Below are 14,544 nucleotides of genomic sequence, written 5' to 3' on the forward strand. Positions count from 1 at the left end.
CCTCAGATCCAGGTGTCCAGCCACATCCTGGAGTGCCACTCGGCGTACGGGATCGTCTCGCCGGTGTAGAGCGGGAAGAAGTAGATGAAGTTCCAGGCGATGAGCAGGACGAGGGTGCCCGCGGCCACCGCCCCCTGGGTGCGCCTTCTGCGGTCCGCCCCCGGTGGCCCCAGGACCGCGCCCACCGTCATCGCCACGGCCAGGCACAGGTACGGCACGAAGACGACCGCGTAGAAGGAGAAGACCGTACGGTCCTGGTACAGGAACCAGGGCAGGTAACCGGCGCCCACCGCGCACAAGACGGCCCCGGCCCGCCAGTCACGGCGCAGCGCCCAGCGGAAGAGCAGATAGAGCAGGGCTCCGCACGCCGACCACCACAGGAGCGGGGTGCCGAGGGCGAGGACCGTCTGGGAGCAGTGGACCGCCGTACGGCAGCCGTCCTGGCCGGGCTCGGGTGACTGGTAGTCGAACAGCACGGGGCGCCCCTGGACCAGCCAGCTCCAGGGATTGGACTCGTACTTGTGCGGGTTGTGCAGGCCCACGTTGAAGTCGTACACGTTGGACTCGTAGTGCCACAGGCTGCGCAGCGGGGCGGGGATCCATGACCAGGTGCCGCCGCGGCCGTCGGCCCAGTGGCGGTCGTAGCCGTCGTCGGACAGGAACCAGCCGGTCCAGCTCGCCAGGTAGGTCCCCACCGCGACCGGGACCAGGGACAGGAGGGACCCGCCGAGATCCTTGTTCAGCACCGCCAGGTAGGGGCGGGGGGACCCGGCCACGCGACGGGAGCCGACGTCCCACAGCACCGTCAGGACCACGAAGAAGACCAGTACGTACAGGCCGTTCCACTTGGTGGCGGCCGCCAGGCCCAGGAAGACGCCGGCGGCGAGCCGCCAGGGACGCCACCCGGTTCCGGTGTGGTCGCCGGCATGCTCGTCCGGGCGCGCGCGGCCGTCCTCACCGACCGGCAGGGCGGCCGCGAGCCGGGCCCGTGCGCGGTCCCGGTCGACCAGCAGGGAGCCGAAGGCCGCCAGGACGAAGAACATGACGACGAGGTCCAGCAGGGCGGTACGGCTCATCACCACGTGCAGGCCGTCGATCGCGAGGAGCGCGCCGGCCAGGCAACCCAGCACGGTCGAACGGAACAGCCGGCGTCCGATGCGGCACAGCATGAGCACCGACAGGGTGCCGAGGGCCGCCGTCATGAAGCGCCAGCCGAAGGGGGTGAGGCCGAACATCCACTCCCCGAGGGCGATCACCCACTTGCCCGTCGGCGGGTGCGCGACGAACGTCCCCGTGTCGGAGAGCGACACGACCTGCGGGTCGGCGAGGATCTGCGGGTCGGCGATCTTGCGGTCCGGCCAGGTGCCCTCGTAGCCGAGCCGCAGCAGGGACCAGGCGTCCTTGGCGTAGTAGGTCTCGTCGAAGATCACGGCCCGCGGCCGGCCGAGGTGCCAGAAGCGGATCACCCCGGCCAGGGCGGCGACGAGCAACGGGCCCAGCCAGTCCCACACCGACGCCTTCGGAAATCGCGGAACGAGACGCTCGCGCGGGTCGGTCGCCGGGTGGGCCGCGTACCCGAACCGGCGAAGCCGCGCCTGCCAGTCCCGGGGCGCTGTCTCCGCGGGGGTGTCTACGACGGGGGAACAGGTCACGTCACTGCTGGTCACCGAACAGCCTGCCGTGCAGCGGGGAGCGCCCGGGGCGATATTTCGTCCACCCGGTGAACTTACCTGGGCCGTCGTCGAGTTGTCTCAGTTCTTCATGCCTTGCGGGGGCGGGCCCGTACGTGCATCCGCTCGCCCTGCGGCCCGAAGAGACTGAGGAACTCCGCGGGCCCCTCCCCCGTCGACCCGAACCAGTGCGGCACCCGGGTGTCGAACTCCGCCGCCTCGCCCGCCGACATCACCACGTCATGGTCCCCCAGCACCACCCGCAGCCGCCCCGCCAGCACGTACAGCCACTCGTAGCCCTCGTGGGTGCGCAGCTCCGGCTCCTCGTCGCGGCGCGGCACCAGCACCTTGAAGGCCTGGAGGCCGCCGGGCTGCCTGGTGAGCGGCCAGAAGGTGCGCCCGTGCCGTTCGAGCGGGGCGGACCGCACCCGGGGGTCGCCGACCGGCGGGGCGCCGACCAGTTCGTCCAGCGGCACCTGGTGGGCCTGGGCGATCGGCAGCAGCAGCTCCAGGCTGGGCTTGCGCAGACCGGACTCCAGCCGGGAGAGCGTGCTCACGGAGATTCCGGTGGTCTCGGAGAGGGCCGCGAGGGTCACCTCCCGGTCCTTGCGCAGCCGCCTGAGCCTGGGTCCCACTTCGGCGAGAACGTCGTCGGTGCTCATACCCGTATTGCAGAATCGGCAAAGTTGTTTGTCAATCCCGCGTCCGCGGAGCGACCGTGTCGGCATGACCGAGACACACGGCGAGACATACGGCGAGACATACGAAGTGATCGTTGTCGGTGGCGGCGCGGCAGGTCTGTCCGCCGCCCTGGTCCTGGGCCGGGCCCGGCGCCGCACCCTGGTCGTCGACGCGGGCGAACCACGCAACGCGCCCGCCGCCCATATGCAGGGCTTCCTCACCCGGGACGGCGTGCCGCCCGCCGAGTTCCTGGCGATCGGCCGCGAGGAGATCAAGGGATACGGCGTCGAGCTGGTCCGGGACCGGGTGGTGGAGGTCGCGCCGGGCTTCGCCGTGACCCTGGCGAGCGGGCGGGTGCTCAGGGCCCGTCGCCTCGTCGTCGCGACCGGCCTCAAGGACGAGCTCCCCGACGTGCCGGGGGTCGCCGAGCGCTTCGGCAAGGACGTCCTGCACTGCCCGTACTGCCACGGCTGGGAGGTCCGCGACCAGGCCTTCGGCGTGCTCGCCACTAGCCCGCTCAGCGTGCACCAGGCGCTGATGGTCTCCCAGTGGTCGAAGGACGTGACCCTGTTCCTGCACACGGTCGCCGAGTCCGCGCTCTCGGACGACGACCTGCGCAGGCTGGCCGCGGCCGGTGTCCGGGTGGTGCCGGGCGAGGTCGCCGAGCTGGTCGTGACGGACGACCGGCTCACCGCCGTACGCCTGGAGGACGGCACGAAGCACGCGCGAGAGGTCGTCTTCACCGCCCCTCGGGCCGTCCCGCGGACCGGCTTGCTGGAGCGGCTCGGAGCAGCCTTCCAGGAGACGCCCTTCGGCAGCTACCCCGTGGTCGACGGGACCGGGCAGACAACCGTGCCCGGCGTGTACGCCGTGGGCAACGCGGCCGGCTTCGGGGAACAGGTGATCAACGCGGCGAGCGCCGGGTACCGGGCGGCCGCCACGATCAACGGGGAGCTGCTGATGAGCGACCTCGACGCGGCCGCCGGGGTGTAGACCCGGCCCCTCCGGTGCACCCTTGATGCATGCTGCTTGCCCGGCTGGCACACGTGTCCCAGGAGGTCGCCGCCACCTCGGCCCGGTCCCGGAAGATCGCGCTCCTCGCCGAGCTGTTCCGGGAGGCCGAGGCGGACGACGTCCCGATCGTCATCCCCTATCTGGCGGGCCGGCTCCCGCAGGGCCGGCTCGGTGTCGGCTGGAAGGTGCTGAGCCGCCCGGTCGCCCCGGCCGCCGAGCCGACCCTGACCGTGCACGCGGTGGACGCCCTGCTGGGCGATCTTGCCAAGGTCGCGGGCGCGGGCTCGCAGGCCGAACGCGCCCGGCTGGTGGGTGAGTTGATGGGCGCGGCCACCGAGGACGAGCAACGGTTCCTGTTCGGGCTGATCACCGGCGAGGTGCGGCAGGGGGCGCTGGACGCGGTGGCGGTCGAGGGGCTCGCCCAGGCGACCGGGGCGCCCCCGGCCGACGTACGCCGGGCCGTGATGCTCGCGGGCTCCCTCCAGACGGTGGCCGGGGCCCTGCTCACCGACGGCCCGCCCGCCCTGGACCGGTTCCGCCTCACCGTCGGCCGCCCGGTCCTGCCGATGCTGGCGCACAGCGCCTCCTCGGTGGCCGAGGCGGTCGACAAGCTCGGCACCTGCGCGGTCGAGGAGAAGCTGGACGGCATCCGTGTACAGATCCACCGGGCCGGCGATGTCGTACGGCTGTACACGCGCACCCTCGACGACATCACCGACCGGCTGCCCGAACTGACCTCCGCGGCACTGGAGTTGAGGGGTGAGCGGTTCATCCTGGACGGCGAGGTGATCGCCTTCGGCGAGGACGGGCGCCCGCGGTCCTTCCAGGAGACCGCGGGCCGGGTCGGCTCCCGCGTGGACGTGACGACGGCCGCCGAGGCGGTGCCCGTCTCCCCCGTCTTCTTCGACGCGCTGTCCGTCGACGACCGCGACCTGCTCGACCTGCCCTTCGCCGAACGGCACGCGGAGCTGGCCCGGTTGGTGCCCGAGCCGATGCGGGTCCGGCGCACCCTGGTGTCCGGGCCGCAGGATCTGGGGGCGGCCGAGGAGTTCCTCGCCGAGACCCTGGAGCGCGGCCATGAGGGCGTCGTCGTGAAGTCCCTCGACGCTCCGTACAGCGCGGGCCGGCGCGGTGCGTCCTGGCTCAAGGTCAAGCCCGTGCACACCCTCGACCTGGTCGTGCTGGCCGCCGAGTGGGGCCACGGCCGCCGCACCGGCAAGCTCTCCAACCTGCACCTCGGCGCCCGCACGGCCGACGGCGGTTTCGCCATGCTCGGCAAGACCTTCAAGGGCATGACCGACGCGATGCTCACCTGGCAGACCGGGCGTCTCCAGGAGCTGGCCGTGGACAGCAGCGGTCACGTGGTGAGCGTACGGCCCGAACTCGTCGTCGAGATCGCCTACGACGGCCTCCAGAGGTCGACCCGCTACCCGGCCGGGGTCACCCTCCGGTTCGCCCGTGTGGTCCGCTACCGGGAGGACAAGAGGCCGGAGGAGGCGGACACGGTGGAGACGTTGCTGGCCGCACACCCGGAGGTGAAGCCGTGAAGACCAGTGCCGGGCTGCTGTTGTTCCGGCACACGTCCGACGGTCTTGAGGTGTTGCTGGGCCATATGGGCGGCCCGTTCTTCGCGCGCCGGGACGCCGGGGCGTGGAGCGTGCCGAAGGGCGAGTACGAGCCCGAGTCGGAGTCGGCCTGGGATGCGGCCCGCCGGGAGTTCCAGGAGGAGCTGGGGCTGCCGCCGCCGGACGGGGAGGCCGTACCCCTCGGGGAGGTCCGGCAGACGAACGGCAAGGTCGTCACGGCGTGGGCGATCGAGGCCGACCTCGATCCGGCGACCGTGGTGCCGGGGGTGTTCAGCATGGAGTGGCCGCCGAAGTCCGGGCGCATCCAGGAGTTCCCCGAGCTGGACCGCGTCGAGTGGTTCGGGCTCGACCGGGCCCGGGCCGTGATCGTCAAGGCGCAGTCAGCGTTTCTCGACCGGCTGGCTGAGCACTCGGCCTGACGTCCACGCGTTGCGGTCGCTCCCGCCGCGCGGGAAGGTCGAAGCACAGTCAGCTCTTCAGGAGGTCGTTCATGCCCATCGCGACGGTGAACCCGGCGAACGGCGAGACGCTCAAGACGTACGAGGCCATGGGCGAGGAGGAGATCGAACGCAGGCTCCAGCTCGCGGAGGCGACGTTCCGCACCTACCGCACGACGTCCTTCGCGGATCGCGCCCGTCTCCTGAACCGGGCCGCCGAGCTCCTCGACGACGCCCAGCAGGACATCGCCCGGGTGATGACCACCGAGATGGGCAAGCCGGTCAAGCAGGCCCGCGCGGAGGCCGCCAAGTGCGCCAAGGCGATGCGCTGGTACGCCGAGCACGCGGAGTCGCTGCTGGCCGACGAGGAGCCCGCCGCGGCCGACGTCAAGGACTCCGGCGCCTCCCGCGCCCTGGTCCGCTACCGGCCGCTGGGGCCCGTCCTCGCGGTGATGCCGTGGAACTTCCCGCTGTGGCAGGTGATCCGCTTCGCCGCGCCCGCGCTGATGGCGGGCAACGTCGGTCTGCTCAAGCACGCCTCGAACGTGCCGCAGACCGCCCTGTTCCTGGAGGACCTCTTCCATCAGGCGGGGTTCCCTCAGGGCTGCTTCCAGACCCTGCTCGTCGGGTCCGGCGCGATCGACGAGATCCTGCGCGACGACCGCGTCAAGGCGGCTACGCTCACGGGCAGTGAGCCCGCCGGGCGGGCGGTCGCCTCCACCGCCGGGGACATGGTGAAGAAGACCGTGCTGGAGCTCGGCGGCAGCGACCCGTACATCGTCATGCCATCCGCGGACGTCGACCGGGCCGCCGAGATCGCGGTGACCGCGCGGGTGCAGAACAACGGGCAGTCCTGCATCGCCGCCAAGCGGTTCATCGTGCACACGGACGTCTACGACCGTTTCGCCGAGCGGTTCGTCGAGGGCATGAAGGCCCTCAAGGTCGGCGACCCGCTGGAGGAGGACACCGAGGTCGGACCGCTGTCGAGCGAGCAGGGACGCAGCGACCTGGAGGAACTGGTCGACGACGCCAAGCGCAGCGGGGCGAGTGTGCTGTGCGGCGGGCAGCGACCCGACGGGCCCGGCTGGTACTACCCGCCCACCGTCATCGCCGACGTGGACCGCGAGATGCGCATCCACCGCGAGGAGACCTTCGGGCCGGTGGCCACGCTGTACCGGGCGGCCGACCTCGACGAGGCGGTGCTGATCGCCAACGACTCGGCGTTCGGGCTGAGTTCCAACGTGTGGACCCGGGACGAGGCCGAGGTCGACCGGTTCGTACGGGATCTGGAGGCCGGCGGGGTGTACGTGAACGGGATGACCGCCTCGCATCCGGCGTTCCCCTTCGGCGGGGTGAAGCGGTCCGGATACGGGCGTGAGCTGTCCGGGCACGGAATCAGGGAGTTCTGCAACATCACGACGGTTTGGCACGGAGCGTGACACTTGCGCGGCTAACATCCCGGGTGTGAACCGCGAAGTGACTCTGCCTCTGATCGTCGACGACCGCGGGACCCTGCAGGTGGCTGCGGCCGATGTGAGCAAGCTGCTCCGCAGTCTCGGCGGGCGGTGGCTGCACCTGGTCGAGGCCGGCGCCGACGGGCTGGACGAGGATACGGTCGCCGCCCTGACGATCGAGCTCGCGAAGCTCGCCGACCGAATCGACGTCGCGTGCATCGCGCACAGTAGCGGCGGGGCGCCGTAGGACGTTCTGCTCGGCGTCCCGCGTCCCGCGTTCGGCGCAACCCGGCGCGAAGTCGTCCGCCCCTCAGGGGATCGTGGACGGGACCAGTCTTCGGTTCCGGGACGGGACGGCGTGAGATGAGCGAAGAGACGATCACCGAGATCCTGCCCCCGATCCGGCACTGGCCGGCGCTCGACCTGAACGGCGTCGACTTCGACCCGGTGCTGACCGAGCTGATGCGCGAGGGGCCGCTCACCCGCATCCGGCTGCCGCACGGCGAGGGCTGGGCCTGGCTGGTCACCCGGTACGACGACGTACGGACGGTGACCGAGGACCCGCGCTTCAGCCGCGAGGCCGTCATGGACCAGCCGGTCACCCGGCTCGACCCGCACGGCACCCCAAGACGCGGAGCGGTCACCTTCCTCGACCCGCCCCACCACACCCGGCTGCGCCGCTCGGTGGCCGCGGCCTTCAGTGCCGAGGGTGTGGAGCGGATCAGGGAGAGGTCCCGCCGGATGCTCGACGACCTGGTCGACGAGCTGCTCCAGGACGGCCCGCCCGCCGACCTCACCGCGGCGGTGCTCAGCCCCTTCCCCGCCGCGGTGCTCTGCGAGCTGATGGGCGTCCCGGCCGCCGACCGGCACGGCATGCACGCCTGGACCCGGCTGATCCTGTCCCCCTCGCGCGGCGCCCGGAGCGGCGAGCGGGCCAGGGAGGAGATGGGCGCCTACTTCGCCGACCTCATCGGTCTCCGGGAGGGCGGCACCGGCGAGGACGTGGCCTCCCTGCTCGGGGCCGCCGTGGGCCGCGGTGAGGCGACGCTTGAGGAGGCCGCGGAGCTCGCGGTGCTGCTCCAGATCGGCGGCGCGGCGGTGACGGACAACACCGGCCAGCTGTTCCACCTGCTGCTGACCCGCCCCGACCTGGCCGAACGCCTGCGCGCCGAGCCGGAGATCCGCCCGCGGGCCGTCGAGGAGCTACTGCGCTTCATCCCGCACCGCAACACGGTCGGACTGGCGCGGATCGCCCTGGAGGACGTGGGGATCAGAGGAGTGCGGATCCGGGCCGGCGACGCGATCTACGTGTCGTACCTGTCCGCGAACCGGGATCCGGACGTCTTCCCCTACCCGGAGACGATCGACTTCTCCCGCAGCCCCAACCCGCACATGGCGTTCGGCTCCGGCCCGCACCACTGCCCGGGCGGAACACTGGCCCGGCTGGTGACCGGGCTGCTGGTGGATGCGCTGCTCGACCGGGTGCCGGGCCTGAGGCCATCGGTGCCGCCGGAGCAGGTGCCCTTCAAAAAGGGCACCTCGATCCGCGGCCCCGAGGCGCTCCCGGTGACGTGGTGACGGCCGTCAGCGGATGGACATGCCGGACAGGGTCCGGGCGATGACCAGGCGCTGGATCTCGCTCGTGCCCTCGAAGATGGTGTAAATCGCGGCGTCGCGGTGCATGCGCTCCACCGGGTACTCCCGCGTGTAGCCGTTGCCGCCCAGGATCTGTACGGCCTGCGCGGTGACCTTCTTCGCCGTCTCGCTGGCGAAGAGCTTCGACATCGAGCCCTCGGCGGCGGTGAACTGCTTGCCGTTGATCGCCATCCAGGAGGCACGCCAGACCAGGAGACGGGCCGCGTCGATGGAGGTGCGCATGTCGGCGAGCTGGAAGGCCACGCCCTGGTTGTCGATGATCGGGCGCCCGAACTGCTCGCGCGTCTTGGCGTAGTCGAGGGCGACCTCGTACGCGGCGCGGGCGGTGCCCACGGCCATGGCGCCCACGGCGGGCCGCGAGGCCTCGAACGTGGCCATCGCCGCGTTCTTCACCCGCTCCCCGCCCGCCTTCGCCCGCTCACGGGCCCGGGCGAGGCGCTGGTCCAGCTTCTCCTTGCCGCCGAGGAGGCAGGAACCGGGCACCCGTACGTTGTCCAGCACGACCTCGGCCGTGTGCGAGGCGCGGATGCCGTGCTTCTTGAACTTCTGGCCCTGGGACAGCCCCGGCGTGTTCGGCGGCACGATGAAGGAGGCGTGGCCCTTGGAGCCGAGCTCCGCGTCGACGACCGCGACGACGACATGGACGTTGGCGATGCCGCCGTTGGTCGCCCAGGTCTTCGTGCCGTTCAGCACCCACTCGTCCTTGGCCTCGTCGTACACGGCACGCGTGCGCATGGAGGCCACGTCGGAACCGGCGTCCGGCTCGGAGGAGCAGAACGCGGCGACCTTGACGTCGTTGGCGTCGCCGTACATCTGGGGGATCCAGGTGCCGATCTGCTCCTCGGTTCCGTTGGCGAGAACGCCGACAGCGGCGAGACCGGTGCCTACGATCGACAGGGCGATGCCCGCGTCGCCCCAGAACAGCTCCTCCATCGCCATCGGGATACCGAGCCCGGTGGGGTCGAAGTACTGCTGGGCGTAGAAGTCGAGGGAGTAGATGCCTACCTTCGCGGCCTCCTGGATGACCGGCCAGGGAGTCTCCTCACGCTCGTCCCATTCGGCGGCCGCGGGGCGGATGACGTCGGCGGCGAAGCCGTGCAGCCAGTCCCGGACCTCCTTCTGTTCGTCGTTGAGCTCCATGGTGAACTCGGCCATGTCCCCTCCAGCGGCGACGCACGTACATGTTACTTACGGTAACCCGAGTGTGTTACCCACGGGTAGGAAAAGTCAACTCCCACGGACCAGTCAGCAGCCTGTTCGATGTCCACCATCGGTCGGGTGTTAGTTTGCGCAGGCGTTACCGATTCAGCACGGGTGGGGAGAGCTCATGGACACCACACAGCGGACCGATCAGCAGCGGTCCGCCGACCGCCGTCGGCGCGAACTGCTGGAAGCCGCGGACAGAGTGGTGCTGCGCGACGGCCCGCAGGCCTCCATGAACGCCATCGCCGCGGAGGCCGGCATCACCAAGCCGATTCTGTATCGGCACTTCGGCGACAAGGGGGGACTTTACGCCGCGCTCGCCAAGCGGCACACCGACGCCCTGCTGGACTCGCTGCGGGCGGCGCTGGACGCTCCCGCGGACCGGCGCGAGCGGGTCGAGGCGACCCTGGACACCTACCTGGCCGCGATCGAGGCGCGGCCTCAGGTCTACCGGTTCCTGATGCACCCCGCCGACGGGGGCCAGGCCGGGGACCAGGGGTTCGATGTCGGCCAGCATTCCGCGCCCCTTCTGCGCAGGATGGGTGAAGAGTTGGGGCAGGTCATCGAGGACCGGCTGGATCTCGGGCCCGGCAGTCAGCTGCTCTCCCGGGTGTGGGGGCACGGGATCGTCGGGATGATGTACGCGGCGGGTGACTGGTGGCTCGGGGAACGGCCGTGTTCCCGGGCCGAGTTGGTGCGGAACATGGCCGACCTGCTGTGGGGGCGGCTCGCTGCGGCGGGGGACAAAGTGGGGGGTCCGGGGTTCTGACCGTTGAATCCCGGGTGCCGGGCCGTGGGGGCTGGTCGCGCAGTTCCCCGCGCCCCTAGGTGGGTTGACCTGCCCGGCGCCAAGAGGCCCGCCGCACCTTTCGCATCAGCTTGCGGTGCCGCCATCCCTTCACGTGGTCCGCGTAGACCTTGCCTGCCAAGTGATCGCACTCGTGTTGAAGGCACCGTGCGAAGAACCCCGTCCCGTGCACGGTGATCGGCTCGCCCGTCGCCGTGAAACCTTCCACCACCGCGTGATCGTGGCGTTCCACCCCCGCCTCCAGGCCCGGCAGGGACAGGCAGCCCTCGGGGCCCCGAAGCACCACACCGTCCGTCTCCACCAGGCGTGGGTTCACCACATGTCCCAGGTGGCGGACCTCCTCGTCGTCCGGGCAGTCGTAGACGAATACGCGCAGCGGCACGCCGATCTGGTTGGCCGCGAGGCCCACGCCCTCGTGCGCGTACATCGTCGCGAACAAGTCCTCCACCAGGGTCGCCAGTTCGGGACCGAAGTCCGTGACGTCCTCGCAGGGCGTGTGCAACACCGGGGCGCCGAGCAGGGCGAGCGCGCGGACGCGCCCTCGCGTGCCCGGAATGGAGCCGTTTCGCATGGCCGCAAGGGTACGGCGATTCGGGAGTGCCTACGGATCTCGATAGGCTGAGGTCCACACCACGTGGCCGGAGGCTGAGGCGCGGCGCGTACGCAAGGAGGATCGAGATCTGATGACAGGCAACTCGGACCCGCTCTCGCCGCGGGCCAAGCTGGCCGTGACGGCGGGCAAGGCCGTCGCGGCGGCATCCCGAGCCGCGGGTCGCGGCAGCGGTTCGGTCATCGGCGGCCGAGTGGCCCTCAAACTCGACCCCGACCTCCTTGCCAGGCTCGCCCAGAACCTGGACGTCGTCCTCGTCTCGGCGACCAACGGCAAGACCACCACGACCCGGCTGATCGCGGAGGCGCTGGGCGCCGCCGGACCCGTCGTCTCCAACGCCCTCGGCGCCAACATGCCCGCCGGCATCACCTCGGCGCTCGCCGGCGGCTCGGAGGCCCGGTACGGCGTCATCGAGGTCGACGAGAAGTACCTCGCGGGCGTGGCCCGGGACACCGACCCCAAGTGCATCGCCCTGCTGAACCTCTCCCGCGACCAGCTGGACCGCGCCGCCGAGACCCGCATGCTCGCGGAGAACTGGCGCGAGGGGCTGGCCGGTTCGAAGGCGGTGGTCGTCGCCAACGCCGACGACCCGCTCGTCGTGTGGGCCGCCTCCTCCTCCCCCAACGTCATCTGGGTCGCCGCCGGACAGATGTGGAAGGACGACGCGTGGTCCTGCCCGTCCTGCGGTGGCGTGATGCAGCGGCCGGGCGACGACTGGTTCTGCGGCGAGTGCGGGTTCCGGCGGCCCACGCCGAGTTGGGCGCTCTCCGGCGACCATGTGCTCGACCCGCACGGCTCCGCCTGGCCGATCCACCTCCAGCTGCCCGGCCGCGCCAACAAGGCCAACGCCGCCTCCTCCGCCGCCGTGGCCGCCGTGTTCGGGGTGCCGCCGCAGGTCGCCCTGGAGCGCATGTACCAGGTGCAGGCGGTGGCCGGCCGCTACGACGTGGTCCAGTTCCAGCAGCGCGACCTGCGACTGCTGCTCGCGAAGAACCCGGCCGGCTGGCTGGAGACGTTCAGCCTGATCGACCCGCCGCCGACCCCGGTGATCCTCTCCGTCAACGCCCGCGGCGCCGACGGCACCGACACCTCCTGGCTCTGGGACGTCGACTACACGCGCCTCACCGGCCACCCGATCTGCGTGATCGGCGACCGCAAGCTGGACCTCGCGGTCCGTCTGGAGGTCGCGAACCAGAACTTCCAGGTCTGCGACAACCTCGACCAGGCGGTGCAGATGAGCCCGCCGGGCCGTATCGAGGTCATCGCCAACTACACCGCCTTCCAGGACCTGCGCCGCCGCGTCGGCAACTGACTCAGGGGACTTTTGTGAGCGACAACCAACTGCGGGTCGTCTGGATCTACCCCGACCTGCTCAGCACCTACGGCGACCAGGGCAACGCCCTCGTCATCGAGCGCCGGGCCCGCCAGCGCGGCCTCGACGTGGCCCGCCTGGACGTGCGCAGCGACCAGCCGATCCCGACCTCCGGCGACATCTACCTGATCGGCGGCGGCGAGGACCGGCCGCAGCGGCTGGCCGCCGAGCGGCTGCGCCGGGACGGCGGTCTGCACCGGGCCGTCGGCAACGGCGCGATCGTCTTCTCGGTGTGCGCCGGCTACCAGATCCTCGGCCACGAGTTCATCAACGACCTCGGCCAGCGCGAGCCCGGCCTCGGTCTGCTCGACGTGGTCTCCGTGCGCGGCGAGGGCGAGCGGTGCGTCGGTGACGTGCTCGCCGACATCGACCCGCGCCTCGGCCTGCCCCCGCTGACCGGCTTCGAGAACCACCAGGGCGTCACCCACCTCGGGCCCACCGCCCGCCCGTTCGCCAACGTCAAGCTGGGCAAGGGCAACGGCACCGGTGACGGTACGGAGGGGGCGTACAACGACACGGTCTTCGGCACGTACATGCACGGGCCCGTGCTCGCGCGCAACCCGCTGATCGCCGACCTGCTGCTGAAGCTGGCGCTCGACGTGAACGCGCTGCCGCCGACCGACGACCGCTGGTACGAGGCCCTGCGCAACGAGCGCATCACGGCCGCTCAGCAGCCCGCCTGAGCAGGGAGTTCACCTCGGTTCCAGGCGGGTGTCACCAGCCCGTCTGACGAGGTCTCCGCACAGGTGAGCGGGGTCGTCCAGCTGGCGGACGCATGCTTCGGCCCCGCCCCCTCCTGCCGCTAGGGTGGCGGGGTTCGAGCCGGACAGCGTGGTCCGGACCCGTGCCCCGTTCACTCGCTGAGAAGGTTCTTGCGGCTATGCGCATTGGTGTCCTCACGTCCGGCGGCGACTGTCCCGGCCTGAACGCCGTCATCCGGTCCGTCGTGCACCGTGCCGTCGTCGACCACGGCGACGAGGTCATCGGTTTCCGGGACGGCTGGAAGGGCCTCCTGGAGTGCGACTACCTCAAGCTCGACCTCGACGCGGTGGGCGGCATCCTGGCCCGCGGCGGCACGATCCTCGGCTCCTCCCGGGTCCAGCCCTCGCATCTGCGGGACGGCGTGGAGCGGGCCAGGGGACATGTCGAGGAGCTCGGGCTCGACGCGATCATCCCCATCGGCGGTGAGGGCACCCTGAAGGCGGCCCGGCTGATGTCGGACGCCGGTCTGCCGATCGTGGGCGTGCCGAAGACGATCGACAACGACATCGCGGTCACGGACGTCACCTTCGGGTTCGACACGGCCGTCGGGGTCGCCACCGAGGCGCTCGACCGGCTCAAGACCACCGCCGAGTCCCATCAGCGGGTGCTCGTCGTCGAGGTCATGGGACGGCACACCGGGTGGATAGCGCTGCACTCCGGGATGGCGGCCGGCGCGCACGCCATCGTCGTACCGGAGCGTCCCTTCGACATCGAGGAGCTGGCCCGGCGGGTCGGCGAGCGGTTCGAGGCCGGGAAGCGGTTCGCGATCGTCGTGGCGGCGGAAGGCGCCAAGCCGGCGCCCGGTTCCATGGCCTTCGACGAGGGCGGCAAGGACATCTACGGGCACGAGCGCTTCGCCGGGATCGCCCGCCAGCTGTCGATCGAACTGGAGGAGCGGCTGGGGAAGGAAGCCCGGCCGGTCATCCTCGGGCATGTGCAGCGCGGCGGTACGCCGACCGCGTACGACCGGGTGCTCGCCACCCGGTTCGGCTGGCACGCGGTGGAGGCCGTGCACCGGGGGGAGTTCGGTCACATGACCGCGCTGCGGGGGACCGACATCGTGATGGTGCCGCTGGCGGAGGCCGTGGAGACGCTGAAGACGGTGCCGGAGGACCGGTACGCCGAGGCGGAGTGCGTGCTTTAGGCCGTACGGCGCGTGCAGGCCGCCCGTGGCCGGTCGCGCAGTGCCCCGCGCCCCTGAACCGCGCGACAGTCGCCCCCGGCTGCAAGGTCAGCCGGGGGCGGTTCTAGTCTGTGTGGCGGACAGACTCGTACAACCCCCACGAATCAG

At 71.2% G+C, this 14,544-nt stretch carries 14 protein-coding genes; 10 read left to right on the plus strand and 4 right to left on the minus strand.

Annotation, left to right across the window (positions count from 1 at the left end):
* Positions 1-2 precede the first annotated feature (2 nt).
* Both H293_RS0139685 and H293_RS0139690 read right to left on the minus strand, forming a co-directional pair.
* Entirely contained in the window at positions 3-1,667 is a 1,665-nt protein-coding gene (locus H293_RS0139685; protein WP_028808598.1) for a dolichyl-phosphate-mannose--protein mannosyltransferase, read from the minus strand.
* Positions 1,668-1,759: 92 nt separating this feature from the next.
* A complete protein-coding gene (locus H293_RS0139690) occupies positions 1,760-2,332 on the minus strand; it encodes a helix-turn-helix domain-containing protein (RefSeq protein ID WP_020123339.1) in 573 nt (190 codons plus the stop codon).
* Positions 2,333-2,396: 64 nt separating this feature from the next.
* Between H293_RS0139690 and H293_RS0139695 the strand changes: the two genes are divergently transcribed.
* The 6 genes from H293_RS0139695 (at position 2,397) to H293_RS0139720 (ending at position 8,420) form a co-directional block, all read left to right on the plus strand.
* The gene (locus H293_RS0139695) at positions 2,397-3,344 is read left to right on the plus strand and encodes an NAD(P)/FAD-dependent oxidoreductase (RefSeq protein ID WP_020123340.1); all 948 of its coding nucleotides are present in this window, start codon (positions 2,397-2,399) and stop codon (positions 3,342-3,344) included.
* 29 nt (positions 3,345-3,373) lie between these two features.
* Positions 3,374-4,912 carry an ATP-dependent DNA ligase gene (locus tag H293_RS0139700; protein ID WP_020123341.1) on the plus strand — a complete coding sequence of 513 codons (1,539 nt, stop codon included), beginning with the start codon at positions 3,374-3,376 and terminating at the stop codon, positions 4,910-4,912.
* The gene (locus H293_RS0139705) at positions 4,909-5,370 is read left to right on the plus strand and encodes an NUDIX hydrolase (protein WP_020123342.1); all 462 of its coding nucleotides are present in this window, start codon (positions 4,909-4,911) and stop codon (positions 5,368-5,370) included. The genes H293_RS0139700 and H293_RS0139705 overlap by 4 nt, the downstream gene beginning before the upstream one ends.
* A 71-nt stretch (positions 5,371-5,441) precedes the next feature.
* Positions 5,442-6,827, plus strand: a complete 1,386-nt coding sequence (locus H293_RS0139710; protein WP_020123343.1) for an NADP-dependent succinic semialdehyde dehydrogenase — start codon at positions 5,442-5,444, stop codon at positions 6,825-6,827.
* 25 nt (positions 6,828-6,852) lie between these two features.
* Positions 6,853-7,089: a DUF6213 family protein gene (locus H293_RS0139715; protein ID WP_007380390.1), complete on the plus strand. Its 237-nt coding sequence runs from the start codon at positions 6,853-6,855 to the stop codon at positions 7,087-7,089.
* 116 nt (positions 7,090-7,205) lie between these two features.
* On the plus strand, positions 7,206-8,420 hold the full coding sequence (locus H293_RS0139720; RefSeq protein ID WP_020123344.1) for a cytochrome P450: 1,215 nt from the start codon (positions 7,206-7,208) through the stop codon (positions 8,418-8,420).
* A gap of 6 nt (positions 8,421-8,426) precedes the next feature.
* Here the strand turns inward: H293_RS0139720 and H293_RS0139725 are convergent, their stop codons facing one another.
* Positions 8,427-9,653, minus strand: a complete 1,227-nt coding sequence (locus tag H293_RS0139725; RefSeq protein ID WP_020123345.1) for an acyl-CoA dehydrogenase family protein — start codon at positions 9,651-9,653, stop codon at positions 8,427-8,429.
* 172 nt (positions 9,654-9,825) lie between these two features.
* On the opposite strand from H293_RS0139725, the gene H293_RS0139730 reads away from it, so the two are divergent.
* Positions 9,826-10,470, plus strand: coding sequence for a TetR/AcrR family transcriptional regulator (locus H293_RS0139730; protein WP_020123346.1), 645 nt, complete (start codon positions 9,826-9,828; stop codon positions 10,468-10,470).
* Positions 10,471-10,525: 55 nt separating this feature from the next.
* On the opposite strand, the gene def is transcribed toward H293_RS0139730, so the two are convergent.
* Positions 10,526-11,080 carry a peptide deformylase gene (gene def / locus H293_RS0139735; RefSeq protein ID WP_020123347.1) on the minus strand — a complete coding sequence of 185 codons (555 nt, stop codon included), beginning with the start codon at positions 11,078-11,080 and terminating at the stop codon, positions 10,526-10,528.
* 112 nt (positions 11,081-11,192) lie between these two features.
* On the opposite strand from def, the gene H293_RS0139740 reads away from it, so the two are divergent.
* The 3 genes from H293_RS0139740 to H293_RS0139750 all read left to right on the plus strand — a co-directional run bounded on the left by H293_RS0139740 (position 11,193) and on the right by H293_RS0139750 (position 14,397).
* Positions 11,193-12,431 (plus strand): MurT ligase domain-containing protein, encoded by a 1,239-nt coding sequence (locus tag H293_RS0139740; protein WP_007380394.1) that lies wholly within the window; start codon positions 11,193-11,195, stop codon positions 12,429-12,431.
* A gap of 14 nt (positions 12,432-12,445) precedes the next feature.
* Positions 12,446-13,174 (plus strand): type 1 glutamine amidotransferase, encoded by a 729-nt coding sequence (locus H293_RS0139745; protein ID WP_020123348.1) that lies wholly within the window; start codon positions 12,446-12,448, stop codon positions 13,172-13,174.
* Between the two features lie 197 nt (positions 13,175-13,371).
* Positions 13,372-14,397: a 6-phosphofructokinase gene (locus tag H293_RS0139750; protein WP_020123349.1), complete on the plus strand. Its 1,026-nt coding sequence runs from the start codon at positions 13,372-13,374 to the stop codon at positions 14,395-14,397.
* Positions 14,398-14,544 lie beyond the last annotated feature (147 nt).

The organism is Streptomyces canus 299MFChir4.1, from assembly GCF_000383615.1.
Classification (GTDB): Bacteria; Actinomycetota; Actinomycetes; order Streptomycetales; family Streptomycetaceae; genus Streptomyces; species Streptomyces canus_C.